Annotated in this window: 11 protein-coding genes; 1 reads left to right on the top strand and 10 read right to left on the bottom strand. The window is 42.4% G+C overall.

Going from position 1 to position 15,569, the window contains the following annotated elements:
• Positions 1-274: 274 nt before the first annotated feature.
• From H5114_RS15300 to H5114_RS15265, 8 genes are all read right to left on the bottom strand, one after another.
• A complete protein-coding gene (locus H5114_RS15300) occupies positions 275-1,270 on the bottom strand; it encodes a hypothetical protein (protein ID WP_182723382.1) in 996 nt (331 codons plus the stop codon).
• Between the two features lie 97 nt (positions 1,271-1,367).
• Entirely contained in the window at positions 1,368-2,588 is a 1,221-nt protein-coding gene (locus tag H5114_RS15295; RefSeq protein ID WP_182723381.1) for a phosphoenolpyruvate carboxylase, read from the bottom strand.
• Positions 2,585-3,238 carry a hypothetical protein gene (locus tag H5114_RS15290; RefSeq protein ID WP_124017300.1) on the bottom strand — a complete coding sequence of 218 codons (654 nt, stop codon included), beginning with the start codon at positions 3,236-3,238 and terminating at the stop codon, positions 2,585-2,587. The genes H5114_RS15295 and H5114_RS15290 overlap by 4 nt, the downstream gene beginning before the upstream one ends.
• Positions 3,238-6,951 carry an ATP-binding protein gene (locus tag H5114_RS15285; protein WP_182723380.1) on the bottom strand — a complete coding sequence of 1,238 codons (3,714 nt, stop codon included), beginning with the start codon at positions 6,949-6,951 and terminating at the stop codon, positions 3,238-3,240. The genes H5114_RS15290 and H5114_RS15285 overlap by 1 nt, the downstream gene beginning before the upstream one ends.
• A 343-nt stretch (positions 6,952-7,294) precedes the next feature.
• Positions 7,295-8,896, bottom strand: coding sequence for a methyl-accepting chemotaxis protein (locus tag H5114_RS15280; RefSeq protein ID WP_235781626.1), 1,602 nt, complete (start codon positions 8,894-8,896; stop codon positions 7,295-7,297).
• A 488-nt stretch (positions 8,897-9,384) separates the two neighbouring features.
• Positions 9,385-10,950, bottom strand: a complete 1,566-nt coding sequence (gene ahpF, locus H5114_RS15275; RefSeq protein WP_182723379.1) for an alkyl hydroperoxide reductase subunit F — start codon at positions 10,948-10,950, stop codon at positions 9,385-9,387.
• A gap of 112 nt (positions 10,951-11,062) precedes the next feature.
• Entirely contained in the window at positions 11,063-11,632 is a 570-nt protein-coding gene (gene ahpC, locus H5114_RS15270) for an alkyl hydroperoxide reductase subunit C (RefSeq protein ID WP_124017296.1), read from the bottom strand.
• A 254-nt stretch (positions 11,633-11,886) separates the two neighbouring features.
• Positions 11,887-12,630, bottom strand: coding sequence for a spermidine synthase (locus H5114_RS15265; protein ID WP_124017295.1), 744 nt, complete (start codon positions 12,628-12,630; stop codon positions 11,887-11,889).
• A gap of 151 nt (positions 12,631-12,781) precedes the next feature.
• On the opposite strand from H5114_RS15265, the gene H5114_RS15260 reads away from it, so the two are divergent.
• On the top strand, positions 12,782-13,345 hold the full coding sequence (locus H5114_RS15260; RefSeq protein WP_182723378.1) for a mechanosensitive ion channel family protein: 564 nt from the start codon (positions 12,782-12,784) through the stop codon (positions 13,343-13,345).
• Between the two features lie 235 nt (positions 13,346-13,580).
• Here H5114_RS15260 and H5114_RS15255 read toward each other — a convergent pair whose 3' ends face one another.
• Both H5114_RS15255 and H5114_RS15250 read right to left on the bottom strand, forming a co-directional pair.
• On the bottom strand, positions 13,581-14,318 hold the full coding sequence (locus tag H5114_RS15255; protein WP_182723377.1) for a dienelactone hydrolase family protein: 738 nt from the start codon (positions 14,316-14,318) through the stop codon (positions 13,581-13,583).
• Between the two features lie 145 nt (positions 14,319-14,463).
• Entirely contained in the window at positions 14,464-15,453 is a 990-nt protein-coding gene (locus tag H5114_RS15250; RefSeq protein WP_182723376.1) for a 2-hydroxyacid dehydrogenase, read from the bottom strand.
• Positions 15,454-15,569 lie beyond the last annotated feature (116 nt).

Raw genomic sequence — 15,569 nt, 5'->3', positions numbered from 1 at the left:
TATTATTATTAATATACCCAATCCTAGGCATTTTTTTTATTCGATCGCAGTGATACTGAGACATAGACAAAGATAATTCAATCATCATCTGAACAAAGCTGACCACTTTTTACAGACTTCATATCTAAATAATTATAAATACCATAATAAACATACGATTAGCCAATCAAAACATTAGTAAGTAAGGACATATTTATCGCAGAAAACCACTTATCACAACTTCAACACTGATTTATGCTGGCTCAAATGCCTAAATGGACAGTGCTTATAACCTCTAAAAGCGCAATAACGACAAGATGAGCTTTTTTGCCAGCATATGTTGTTGCTTAATACTGACATGATAGCGTGCCACCCAAGCCACTAATTGATCCCAATCTACTGCTAAGCCTTTGCTGCCATCAATGACATCAGAGGTCGATGAACTCGGCATAAGTCGATTGACTAAAGGCGATGGCTGTAACCCAAGGTATTCACCAGGGTTATTTTTAGCCGCGATAGTTTCATTGATATAAGCTAACTGACGCTGCTGCTTATAAAAATCTGTCGTTGAATTGATTTGCGGCAATGCCAGTAATGTTGCGGGTGCACTGAGGGCTAATTGAGGAACAACGAGGTGTTGGCAATGATCTAGGCTATGGGCAATCATTAACCCGGCGGGATCTAAATCGGTAAACGCAATCACTTGCACCTTGGTAGGATCAATCAAACCTAAGAAATGTTTGCATCCAGCGGGGGAATAATGATGACTGCCGCGATACACCACCATGCACCGCTCCATAAGCTTAGTCATAGATTGATCAAACTGATACTGGAAAACGTTATCAAAACTGCCTAAGTTTTCCACCACCATAATGCAGTTAATGGCGAGCTGTTCGCAAAGGTTAACGGCACGATCAACCTTAAGTCTTAGTGCGCAATCATGCTCGGCCAATAGGCCTTGGCATAACGGTGGGGCTAACTTTAGCAGCAGATAGTCGGCTTCTGGCGCAATATTGGCGTATTTCTCATTCGCGCTTTGCTGCGACATTTGTTGGCGTGTCACATCAAAGTCTAGCGCTAGAATATCTAGGCCGGTATCGATTTGTGCCATTTGTCGCAGTAACTGATGATCGTTAACGCTTAAGTACAATTGCTTTTGGGCGCCGTCGGTTTCACCTATTTGCCACAGACGATAAACATGTTGCCAACCGGCATTAAATGGCACTCGCGGCAATCGTTGTTTTGCTGCGCGAGCCAACATTTGCAAGTGATGTTTACTGATACTCGCCATCTAGACTCTTCATCTTTTATATTGATCGTTTCAGTTTATTACACGTTAACAATATTGATCGCCGACAAGCTTAATGGCCAACGAAATGACGCCAAGGTTACGCTAACCAAAGTTCAACATCGTGAATGACAAAGTTGCCACTATATATCGGGTCAGGCTTCCCTATAGGTTCAAGCTCAAAGTAATTCTTATGCTCATCAGCTAAGCCTTCATAGCCACCAATCACCTGATATAGCCAACTTTCTGCATCCCACTGCAATTGTTTCTCTGTAAGGTAACTGAGCGCCGATTGACGCAGACCTGAATCAATCACTTCACAGAAATACTCATCAACAGCAATTTTCAGTGGGTTTTCAGGGATATCAAAATCTTCACTGTCACCCATTTCAAAGGTCACGTTGTGTTCACGCAGCATGGCCGGCAATGAATCACGGCTGATGGCTTTCACTTGCGCGACCAAACTCATTAGCTCAAGTTCATGATGCGGATTAGCAACATCAACACTCGCGGGGGCTATCAAGGCTTCAGCGCAGTTGAACAATACAGGTACTGTTTTATGCACCACATGGTTTTCAGGTTGATAATCTGGATGCATGCTGGTGTGTAATAACCAGCCTTTTAGTAATCTGGTGCGTCCTTGTATTTGCCTAAACCGGCCCAATAACTCGTACAATCGCGCTTGCACAATGCTTAATTCCTGGGTGCATTGACTTAAGGTTTCTTGCAAGCTCGTCATTAGTAAGCGGCGCAGTTCGCGGATATCACCAGCAATTTCACCTAGCTCGCTAAATTGGAACATGTCTAAACCATTGAGCAATTCTGATACTTGGCTTTGAGCTAATTCGTTTTCGCGAATTTTCGCACTTATGGTGCCTACATAGCCAAATTCATTATTAATGCGGCTCCACAACACCCGGATTGAATAACGTAAACTGTCGGTAAAACTGTACACATGCTCATTTAAATCAGCTAAATAGGCTTCCGCTGCGCTAAAATCAACATCGCGGCGCGCTTCTTTATAGTGATCGGCTAAGGTTTTTATCGTCGCGAGCGCCGAACCGACGTTAGCATCAATTTGTCTGTTGCGCTCATCGCTTAAAGCTTCTTCCAATAATGCCCGCACTGAACGCTTTAAGCGCAGTTCTTGATCGGGCTCAGGGCGCCATAAAATGCCACTTTTTCTTAATTTTTCAATAACGCCGCTATCATGGGCAGTATCGCTAATCGACCCCGCTAAATAGGCATCCATAATGACGTCGGCATGCCGCCCAAGTTGTTTGAGCAGCTTTACCCCAGCTTGGTGTAAGTTGCTGCTCATATAAGATCCCTTTGGGTCGCGGTTTCGGCTTGAGCCTCAAGACTTAAGCCTTCGGTTTCATCAATAAAACGGATCACTTCGTACAAATAATCGAGTTTACCCGTGGCGATATAAATCTGTTTTTCACTATTGGGTTTGGTTAAATAACCCAGCTCCACTAACCGCTTAAACACCAACTTAATTTGGCCATCAACGTTAGTACTGCTTGAACCAAATAATCGATAATGGCTCAACTTAGTCAGCTGTTCTCTGAAGGCTGGCGTGTCTTCAATCCGTGCTTGTAAGTCGGTTAAGCGAATAGGGGCACCTTCGCTTAAAGGCGCATCTTGACCACTGGCTTCTTGCACCAGAACTAACCATTCCACCAGTGGGATCAGCGCGGCGCAAATATCTTTAAACTGCGACGAAATCACTTTACGTTCCACTTCGCCCAGCTGCAAATAGCCGCAAAAAAACACTTCGCCTTCACCAGCGCTGGCAACGGTACGATTAATTTGATTCAGATAGGTTTCAACTCGGTCACGAGTACTATTATTCTTTAGGGCGCGCCAGCCGTCTTCGTTAGTCACACGGCAAACAAATTCACCGCGCAGCAGTTGCTCAATTAACGCACCAGTACCTACTAAGGTTGTTTCAGTCGAATCTGACATTAGATGTGCTCCTTAGCAGTTTCAGTCATGCTGGTGTCAGTATGGGTCATTTCAGCATTCCGTTGTGATAAACGTGCCGCTAATGGGTTGGCTTTTGGCTTCACCACTTGCAATTTTTTAGTTTGTTTATTAATGATATAACGGTTAGCAAATAGATTTAACACTTCAGATTCTGGGTTCGGAAATGCGCCTAATACACTAATATTATTGTTTTCACAGGCATCGAAAATTTTCTTCACGTTGGTGTGATGCAAAGTGCCTAACTCATCGATGGGCCAATGAATGGTCACATTGGCTTTGCCACGTAATAAACGAGTAAACGCTAATAAGAATTTACATAAAATTAGGTAGGCCATACCATGACTAGACGATTCGTTTAATTGGCGATCGGTACGAATAATTAAGTCGCTGTTACCTTCTTTTAAACGTAATTCGATTTCGAGTAATTTGGCTATGCCGCCAGTTAATGCTGCGCGACCAATAATGTCTAAAGCGCGGCGCATTGAGTTAGTGTAGTGCTCGTCTGGTAGCTGACTAAAACCGTCTGCCTTCCACGCTTTAAAGGCTTTAACAAACACTTCAAGTTCGGGCCAAAATTCAAGTTCACTAATGCGCGAGCGAATACGGACCGCAGATTCTGATACGCCATCAAGAAATAACTCCTCGCCCACTTCACGGGTAATGCGCGCGCTTTGGCTAGCAATACGGCGATCGATATCAGTTAATACATCATAAAACGCGGTTAAATCGATACCAAAAATTCGTCCTTGCTCACGAATCGCCATTAACGATTGCGGCACCATCACATTCAGTAGCTGTTCAAGCTGTGGCACCAACTTACGGTAGTCAAGTAAACGAATGCCTTTATCGTTGACAAAGCTCGACTCATCGCGGGCTCGTTCCCAAAACTCGGCTAAACTTGAACCTGATTTACTGGCAATAACCGAATCAAAGTGCTCAACATATTGCTTCACTGAACCCATTAAATAGTCGCGTTTTAGCAATAAATCTTCGCCTTGACGCAAACGCTCACCAATACCGCCGGTCGCTTCATCATTGTTGCCGGGCAGTTCAAGCTCTGCGAGCTTGCGCATCACTGCACGCAGTTTAGTGAGGTTTTCAGAGGCCTCAACTTGGGCAGCATCACAAGCTTTACGGTCGGTTTCTAGGCTGTCACGACGTTGCTTAATTTCTGTGGTTTTCGCTTTTAATTGCTGCTCTAATTCCAGCGTAGCACGCTTAACATCGGCTAATTGAGTTTGCAATTTTGGCTTACGCACCAACCAAGTATGCTGATACCAATCATCAAAACGCAGCACATCACTGCGACGTTGTTCGGCATGACTAATTTTGGCTTCAAGATCGCGTATTTGCTTTTTAAGCGCCAAAATCGTGCCTTCATCAACTCCACGTGACTTAAGCTCGTTTTTGTACCAGGTTTCACCGGCCTTTTGTTCGGTTTTAGCATTAGCGCGGCGTTGTTCAATATTGGCTTTAATTTGCCCCAATTGATTATCAATGGCGCCGACCACTTCTTGCCAATAAGCATTTTTTTCCATACGCGCTTCCAGCGCCTGCTCTTTTTGCTCTGTTAACCAACCAAGATGCTGATTATGAAGTTGCTTAAGCTCATGCTCAAGCTGCACTAATCTTTTGCTCGAATCTGCTTTGCGATCGGTTACTGCTTGATTAATTTTTTGTTGTTCGTTACGTTTTTCATCAAATAAACGGCGCAAGTCTTCACGACTATTTTTATAGGCTGTGCGAGCAAAGGTCAGCTCACGGGTAATACTATCGAGCGCTGCATTCATGGCAACCAGCTGATCTTCCGCTTCTGCATGCATTTCTTGAGCGCTTTGCAATGCGTCTTCTGCTTTGGCTAAGCGAATACGCAAATCTTGCTCTGTTGCGGCATACTCGGGAACATCAATCGCTTTAAGGTCGAGATTCACCCCGAAGAGGGCTTCACTGCTGTCTTGGGTTAGGCTTGGGTGTAAGTCACTGCGATGCAACAACTCTGGAGCGATAACCTTACCAAAGGTGTGCTCCCAACCGTGGGCTTCTTTTCGCAAAAATTCCAATAGTGTATGCGACTGCGGGAACAGCATATGGTGCAGTTCTTCTTTGGCATTTTCTCTGTCGCTGACACGAATCGTGGCAATGCGCAGCGCTTCATTCGCTTGATCGCGTTTGGCCCGTTGTTTACGTTCTTCAGTGGTTAAGCGATCGACCTTTTGATTGCAGGTTTCTTGCTCTTCGTCGGCCAAACTAATACGCTCATCAAAAATGGCTAGGCGCATTTTTTCATCTTCGGTATAAGTCACACCATCCACTTGATGTTTGAGCTCGGCAGCAGTTAATTTGAGTTGATATTCTTGTTCGCTGAATGTTGCTTTACCCACATCGGTTTGTTCACGCCATTGCAGTTCTAACTTAGCAAGGTCGTCATTGGCGAGTTCGCGCTGCTTATCGCGGGCTTCACGTTGAGCGTCTTGTTCAAGATGTAAGACTTCAAGTTCACGATGTAATTGCTCAGCAATTTTACTGCGACGTGCATTAAAAGCCGCTTCGATGTCTTGGTGTTTTTCGGTTTGTAATTTATGACGTTCGTTAAGATTTTCAACATCACTGCGCCAATTCGGCAAATTATCAAGGTCTGCTTTGGCTTGTTCAATATCGGCATCTAAAAAAGCGGCGTGCTGATCTTCAATGGCATTGAGTTCATCTTCAAACTTACCAGAATCGCCTTTTGCTGCTGATAATTCTTGGTTTAGCTCATCACGAACATCTTTCCACTCTTCATCTAACAAGCGCAATTTGAGGTTTAACTCTTTGCCATGAGTTTGATTACGGTCTTGGCGCTCAGACTCTAAGGTTTCATCAGCGCGATAACCGCGCGATAAACTGGCCAAGCGTAGCTCGGCACTTAATAACTGATTAAATTCTTGTTCGAGCTTGTCATATTCTGGGCGGATTTGCTCAAAACCTTGCACCAGCTGGCTTTCACGGATCCAGGTTTCTACTCGTTGCGGATTGAGTCTAGAAGTCGGCGGGTTAACACCATCTTCCTCTAAAATGGCTGCGATCATTGATTTAACCGTTTCCATTTTGCCCTCTTTCGAGTGCACTGCTTTGGCGAGTTTTTCGATATGACGCAAGCTATGGTCGCCGTCACACAAGGAGAACTGACGCGCATAAGTGCGCAACTCATTGCGGTTACTGCCGGTATTCAGCAAGCTGCGATCGTTTTGAATGATCGCGCGAAACTCGCGGGTATTTAACAAGTTAGTATGAGCAACTCCATCACGTTTTACTTCACGGCCAAGCTCTGCCATTGAATGACAAATAATGGTGTCGCCATTACGTGACTTAATGTAATGCTCTAACTCAAAACCGCGGGCTATAAAGCGGTAGTTAACCCCTTTACCGTCACCTGCTGAGGCTAAAACAGCTTGATAAAGTAATCCATCATCTTTTTGATATTCATAGATAATGTAGCTTGAATCATGGGGTAAATACCAACGTTCAAAACTGTCACGTGTTGAAGGCACCACTCGGCTTGGATATTCGCCATAAAATACCGGCACCAGACGTTGTAAGGTTGTTTTACCCGAGGCATTGGTACCGCAAATATTAGTGTGACCACTTAATAACAGTTCGACCACACCCGGTAGGTGGGTGTTAATTAACACGATTCTAATCAAGCTTGGCATGATAATCCTTTTCCAAACAGCTCACATTACAGTGACTAAAAAGCAAAATACGGATGAAAAAATAACGTCTGTTTTTTCAATGTCAATAAAGTAAAACAAACGCGGCCTAGAGGCAATTTTCACCCACAAAAATTGGCTTTATAATACGCTAAATAATTCAAAAATGGCGGCTAACAATGCAGCAAACAAGCAGAAACGGTTTATGTCGCATAAATGTGCTCAAGTTTGGGGGTAAATAAGATCTTTTTTCGCTGCAATAAAGCAAAAAACGCAGAGATTTCTCTCTGCGTTTTTTGTTATGCGGTACTAAAATTTATCTGAGCATTTTATATTAAGATTAACGTTACAATTTAAATTGTGAGGTCGCATGGCTAAGCTCATTAGCAAACCCATCTAATCCTTCTGAAATCCCCTGCACTTGTGCAAGAATACCCAGTGTTTGATCAAATGAAGCATTCATTTCAACTACGTTATTGGCAACATGTGCAGCAACTAAAGACTGCTGTTCTGTGGCTGCTGCTATATGAGTATTCATACTGTTAATACTGACAATTTTAGATTGAATTGAACTTAATGCTGCACCGGTATCTTTAGCATAACGCTCGTTTTCTGAAGACTTAGCAATGGCCACATCCATGGTGCTAACCGATGATTCAGCCGCTACTTTAAGCTTTTCTAATACGCCACGGATCTCTTTAGTCGCGTCGGCAGTTTTAGACGCCAGTGCACGAACTTCATCTGCAACCACGGCAAAGCCTCGTCCATGTTCTCCTGCTCTGGCGGCTTCAATGGCAGCGTTTAACGCGAGCAAGTTGGTCTGTTCTGCAATAGAGGTAATCACGTTCAAAATAGAGCCAACACTTTCGGTATCTTTGGCTAACTCATTGATAGAATTTGATGCGAGTTCAATACCTGAATTAAGTTCTTGTGAAATTCTCACCGTGCGCTGTACTACTGCTAAACCTTCCGTTGCCTCACGTTCAGCAACTTGTGCAGCTTCAGCCGCTTGTTGGGCACTGTGTGAAATATCATTGACTGAATGACGCATTTCTTCCATCGACATATGCACAGTTTTAGCATCGTGACTTTGTTGCTTAGTCGCTTTAGTTGCAACCGCCATGCGCTCTTTTAGCGATGATGCGCTGTCTAACAATGGTTTAGTCACACTCACAACGCTTTGAATTGACTCAGCAAGTAAGCGTAAAAATCGATTAAAGTTGCTTGATACCTGCCCTAATTCATCAGTCCCGACAACCGTCAGTTGGTGACGTAAATTGCCTTTACCGTCAGCTAATTCACCTAATGAGTTGGCCACATCACCCGCAGCGCCGCTAATGGCACGCGCAATTGAAATAGTTGAAAGAGCCATGAAGACCAATAATGCGACCCCTATGCCCAATGATAGGTATAAACTCTGTTCAGAGCGGTCACCCGCTTCTTTAATAGTAGAGCTAAACTCTGCCACTTTATCGGCCTTATAAGCCGTGATCCCATTCGTTAAGCTTTCGAATATTTTGGCTTTTTTCTGACTAATTTGCCCCACATCAGCCATATCAATAGTACCGTCTAGCATTCCTCTAGCCAGTGACAGTGTCATGGTATTGTATTCGTCTAGGCTGTTAGATAATTGCGATAACAACGCACTTTCGGGCTGATCAATAGTTGATAGATTGGTTAAGTTATCTTTGAGTGAAGAAAAGGTTTTCATGGCGTTCCCGAGCAAATCTTCATCGGCAAAGGATACTGATTGGGTATACAACTCATCTAATCGTTGGACAAATATGACATTTTGATTTGCAAGCTCAACACGCTGTGCAACTTTGGTCTCCATAAAAGATAATGTGTCACGGTTTTTATTAATCGCAACTGTGCTGATGCCAAGGTTAACGGCAAAAATAATCACTGATAAGACAAAAATCAGTCCTACCTTTTTAAAGATTGACATGTTACTAAACCAATTCATATTTCGCCCCTAAGCGATAATTAAATGAAGATAAAGCAAACGTAAAACTTCTTAATGCAGCGACCAAAATATCGTTATTAAGGCTATTGATGCCTGTGCTCGCTCCTTGAGTTTTTATGTGCTGTAAAAATACCGCTTAACGCTATTCTTTAGTCAATTAACTATATGTTTTATTGTTATAAGCATCTTTGATAATAAGAGCATAATTTTATTTAATCTTAACTAAGTATAAATTTTTGTTGCTGTAAATCACGAAGTTTTCAATGTATATCGGTGTAAATCAATATCGGCCTAACATCAATATACTTGAAATTTTTCTAATGTATCAACTTGTTTGTGCTTATTTATAGACGGTAAATCCACTCACTTAAAGACTATAAATCAATATAACAACAAAAAACCCGCAAAAGCGGGCTGTTTTGGTTCATTGAGGCGATTACAGCACCTCATTAAATGGCTATTGCAACATTTTATGCAGCTTGAACATCGGCTTCTTCTGAATGTCTTATTAAATAATCAAATGCTCCCAATGATGCTGTGGCGCCGCTACCCATGGCAATAATGATTTGCTTAAAGGGGATATTAGTGACATCACCCGCAGCAAATACACCAGGAATAGATGTTTGACCACGCTCATCGACAATAATTTCACCGCGAGGAGTCATATCAACCACACCTTTTAACCACTCGGTATTAGGCACTAAACCAATTTGCACAAAGATACCGGCTAAGATTACGGTATGACTTTCACCACTGGCGCGATCGGTGTAAACCAAACTGGTTACACGAGTACCATCACCTTTAACTTCCGTGGTCATGGCTTGGGTAATTATCGTAATATTGCCCATTGATTTAGCTTTACGCTGTAGCACTTCATCGGCACGTAATTTACTGTCAAACTCAAGTACAGTGACGTGTTCGACGATATTTGCTAGGTCAATAGCCGCTTCAATACCTGAGTTACCGCCGCCAATAACCGCAACTCGCTTACCTTTAAATAACGGACCGTCACAGTGTGGGCAATACGCTACGCCTTTATTACGATACTCTTGTTCACCAGGGACATTCATTTCTCTCCAACGCGCACCGGTTGCTAAGATAATCGTTTTACTGCTTAAGGTGGCGCCACTTTCAAGCGTCACATTAAGCAGACCGTTTTTAGCTAAACTCAACGCACGTTGGTTTTGCATAATATCGACGTCATAATCTTTAACATGAGCTTCAAGGTTCGCCACCAGTTTTGGACCTTCGGTTTTAGACACTGAAATAAAGTTTTCAATACCGACCGTCTCGGCCACTTGGCCACCAAACTTTTCAGCAACTATGCCGGTATTTAACCCTTTACGAGCTGAATAAATGGCCGCTGCGGCACCTGCTGGACCACCGCCGACAACTAACATATCAAAAACCGACTTTTTATTAAGCTGCTCGGCTTGTCTGCTTGCGGCATTTTTATCTAACTTATTCAGTACTTCAACAACGCTAATGGCACCGACAGAGAAGGCTTCGCCGTTCAAAAATACTGATGGCACTGACATGATATTGCGATCGCTCACTTCCTGTTGGAATAACGCACCGTCAATCATCACGTTAGTAATGTTTGGGTTAATTGCTGCCATCATATTAAGTGCTTGGATCACTTCAGGACAAGTTTGGCAACTTAACGAAATATAGGTTTCAAAATGGAATTCACCTGGTAGCTGACGGATTTGCTCAATGATATCCGCATCCAACTTAATCGGATGGCCGCCGCTGTGTAATAGTGCTAGCACCAGTGAGGTAAATTCATGGCCCATTGGCAAACCTGCAAAGGTGATATTAGTTGCAGCTTGCGGGTTAATCACACTCATACTTGGTGTACGTTGACCTTGCTGATAAGTCACAGAGACTAGATCTGATGAGTCAACAATGTCCTGGGCTAGGCTGGTGAGTTCTTTGCCTTTGTTTGAGTCATCTGCAGATACGACAAGTTCAACTGGGCGCTTGAGGTTTTGCAGATAGGTTTTCAGTTGATTTTTTACATTCGCATCTAACATAACAACTCCTAAAAATGGGAAATAATCGATGAATTTACAAGATGCTAGTCAGTGCCGGGGGAACACCGACTAGCTGGAGATGATATTCCTAACCTAAGGGTTATCTTAGTGGTTAGATTTTACCGACTAGGTCAATTGAAGGAGCTAATGTTTCTTCACCTGGCTGCCATTTTGCAGGACATACTTCGCCATCGTGAGTTGCAACATATTGTGCAGCTTGAATTTTACGAACTAGTTCAGAAGCGCTACGGCCAATACCTAGGTCATGAATTTCAGCTACTTTAACTTGGCCTTCTGGGTTAATCACAAAAGTACCACGTAGTGCTAAGCCGTCTTCCTCAATCATCACACCAAAGTTGCGAGTGATTGCGCCAGTTGGGTCACCTATCATTGGGTAAGTAATTTTACCTATAGTGTCTGAACTTGAATGCCAAGCTTTGTGAGTGAAGTGAGTGTCAGTTGATACTGAGTAAACTTCAACGCCCATTGCCTGTAGCTTCTCATAATGATCAGCCATGTCGCCTAATTCAGTTGGACATACGAAAGTGAAGTCTGCTGGGTAGAAAAACACTACTGCCCATTTACCTAATAAATCTTGTTCAGTAACGTCAACGAAAGCACCATTATGGAATGCAGTTGCTTTGAACGGTTTGATAGTGCTATTGATGATAGATTGTGTCATGTCATGCTCCATTTAGATTTACAGTAAACCCGATACCAATATGGTTTCGGTGATGATAAACAAACTGTGCTCGTCATCTGATGTAGCTATAATAGCGATGGAGGCTAACTAAGTATAACGGATAAAAACTATCACCCTAATCGGTTTTTTATATTGAACTATCTTTGAGAGTCTATTTGTATGAAGGGTATAAATCATCAACACCGAGTACGCTTTAAAGCTGGTACTCGATTAATGATGTTTATTGGTGGATGTTATTCCCAAGGACCAAATCGTGTCAGCACGCGGCTAACATTAATATCGAGCTTTTGTGAAAGGGCTTGTAAATCTTGCTTATTATTTGCGGCAGAAAAACAATTGGCTTTATTGGTGGCAAATACCACCCAATTCCCACCACCGGTTAAACAAGCAAAGACTTGATTAAAATGCTCATGAAGCGTGTCACGTAACTGTAAGTCTCGACTGTGTTCTTTCCAACAATTTAATACTAAAAAGCCATCCGTTTTAAGCAGCTGTTTTGTTTGCTGAATAAATTGGTTAGACAACTGTTGTTTATCTACACCTTTGTCGCTGTAGATATCAGCAAAAATAACATCGACTTTTTTATGCTCTGCTTGGGCTAAAAAGACATAGGCATCTTGGTGCACTATGGTCAGTTTTTTACCTAAAGGTAATTGAAAAAAGCGTTTAGCCACTTCAATAACTTGTTGGCGTAATTCAACTGCAGTAATTTTAATCGCTGCATCAAAATGCCTAAGGGAATGCACGAGTGCACCACCACCTAAGCCTAAAATAATCACACTTTTGGGTTGGCTGAATAACAGCACTGCTAACATGGCCTGAACATAAGTATGTTGCGGTACATGAGGTTGACTCTTATCCATCTTACTTTGCTCATCATTATCACCAAATGATAAGACCCGATAGTCGCCATCGTCGAGCACACAAAAATCACCAAACCGATCACCGTCGACGTGCAATACTTTATAATCAGACATACTTCACTCTGTGAGGAGTCTCGCCAATACGTGACAGCAAGATTTTTCTACTTTAAAACCTTATTATACCCCAGAATACAGTATAAAGTTGGCGACAAGTGATACAGATAACTCGCAGAATTAAATTAATACGACCAGATAGGAAATCGACATGTTTAACCATTTATTGATGATAACTTTGTATTTGGCGGTGTTCTTTCTAGCCCAGCGACAGGTCAAAAAATGGATCCGTCAGCAAGCACAAAAGAAACAAGTCAGCGAGGTTCGTAGCCGTTTAATTACTCGTTTAATTTCTTATTTGTTGTTTTTTGTGACGATATCCGTCATGGCGGTGTCATTAGGTTTAGGTTATCAAGAGGTGTCGCTATTTGTGTCTTCAGCCTTTGCGGTATTAGGCGTGGCCCTATTTGCTCAATGGTCGATATTGAGCAACATCACTGCTGGTGTATTGATCTTTTTTGCATTTCCTTATCGAATTGGCGATCGCATAAAAATTGTCGATAAAGAAGAGGATATGAGTGGCATTATTGTCGAAATCAGTTTGTTTCACGTATTGATCAAACGGGATATCGGCGATGTGATGACTTACCCTAACAGCTTGATGCTCCAAAAAGCGGTGATTAAGTTACCCGAACCACGCCACCCTAGTTCACTTGCAACAAGCAACAAAACCAAGGCGAAGATTAATGCAAGTAGAGCAAAATGGCTTAAGTAATCTTTAGCTATACCCAGTGGGGTGATTCATATCTGACTGATAGCAACTCATGCTCTGCTGGCTTAGCCATGTTGACAATAATTTCAGCTTAATAATGCCGATGTCGTATAAGTAGAGAATCGATACATAATCTTATTAACATTAACTGGGCTTATGTATCGAATAGAGTAATGCCTGCTTTATTTAAGCCCATATTTATACTCAGACTTAAGCTCTGCGCAGACATATTGCGGTGCTAGTTTAATACTCGATGGAAAAACGCTACGGCTTGCAAGTACATCTGCAACGCTAAAGCGGCATCAAAACGCTCACCTTCATCGCGCATAAAAGCGTGTTGAGCATTGACTTCAAGCCAAGTAAAGTTTGCATTCACTTGTTCAAGCTTTTGATAAATAAGCTTACGACCTTCTTTAGTCACATGTGGATCTTGTTTACCAAAGACCATCACTAACTCGCCTTTTATGCTGCCAGCACGAGCCAATGAATCATTGCCCTCTTTACAAGGTAATGTATTGGAATGAATATCTGTAGGATACAGACAAAAAGCCCCGCTAATATCAGGATTAAGCGCTGCTCGATAGGCTAAATGACCACCAATACATACGCCCATAGCGCCAACTTTATCACTGCAAAATGACTGTGCACGCGCAAAATCGACAAGCGCTTGAGTGTCACTGTCATGTTGCTCTAACGGCTTAGCCCACTTGTCTGCATTACCTTTATCTTTACCTGCGTCGTCATACGCCAACACAGTTCCGATAGGGTTGAGCTCATGAAACACTTCGGGTACCAACACCACAAACCCATGCCCAGCCAAGATCGCAGCAGATCGAGCTATCGGAGCCGTTTGCTGGAATATTTCTGAGTAGAAAATGATAGTCGCAAATTGGCCTTTAGTATCCGGACGATAAAGCGTGGTACGCATTAAGCCCGTGGCCGTTTTAATATCGTGAATTTCAGTTGTTGTAATCATAATATTCCATTTATTTCACATTATACCCAACACAAGATTTTACCCAACATAATGGCAATTGCCAGCGTATGTCCTATGCATTAGTAAGCTGATGTTTGTCGTGAGTTGGTATTAATGAGCTGCTCTTCCTGCTCACTATAACAAATTAAAACAGCTCATTATTACAAACTTGCCCTGTGAGCAACTGAGTCACATTGGTTAATGTTGTTGAGGCGATCGAGTTCAGCGCTTCTTCAGTTAAGAAAGCTTGGTGGCCGGTAAAAATAACATTGTGGCAAGCCGATAAGCGGCGGAAGATATCATCTTGAATAATTTCATTTGATTTATCTTCAAAAAACAGCCCTTTTTCATTTTCGTATACATCAAGTCCTAATGAACCAATTTTGCCATCTTTTAACGCTTCCATGGCATCCAATGCATCTAATAATCCACCGCGGCTGGTATTAATCACCATCACGCCTTGCTTCATTTGATTAAAGCTAACGTTGTTGAGTAAATGATGATTATCTTTGGTCAATGGACAATGCAAACTGATGATATCGCATTGAGGATAGAGGGTTTCTAATGAAACATATTCGACACCAAGATCAATAACAGCTTGGTTTGGATAAGGGTCAAATGCCAATACTTTACAGCCAAAACCTAATAAGATTTTAATGGTGGCTAGGCCAATTTTACCCGTACCTATCACGCCAACGGTTTTGCCAAACATATTAAAACCGACAAGCCCCGATAAAGCAAAGTTAGCATCACGAGTGCGCTGATAAGCTTTGTGGATTTTACGATTTAACGTCAACATGAGTGCCACTGAATGCTCAGCAACAGATTCTGGTGAATACGCGGGCACATTGACCACTTTCATGCCTAAACGCTCAGCAGCCACTAAATCAACGTTATTAAAGCCAGCACAACGCATAGCAATAATTTTTGTGCCACCTTTGGCCAACTCAACTAATACTTCTTCACATAAGGAGTCATTGACGAAAGCACAAACAACTTCATAGCCTTCCGCTAGTTTGACGTTTTGCATGCAAAGTCGGTAATCAAAAAATTCAATATCGACCTTAAACGTTTGGTTAATACTGGTGAAATGGCGAATGTCGTAAGGCTTGGCGCTAAAAAATCCAATTTTCATAGGTATCCAAATTTACTAATAGCGAATTGATGAGCAAATCATCAATATGATCAGCCCCTAGATATGAATTAATTGTATGTGAATTAACGGTTATTGTCGTCAATATCACACTGAAT

The organism is Shewanella sp. SR43-8 (genome assembly GCF_014163775.1).
Taxonomy (GTDB): Bacteria; Pseudomonadota; Gammaproteobacteria; order Enterobacterales; family Shewanellaceae; genus Shewanella; species Shewanella vesiculosa.
This window is presented reverse-complemented; position numbering and strand designations above follow the sequence as displayed.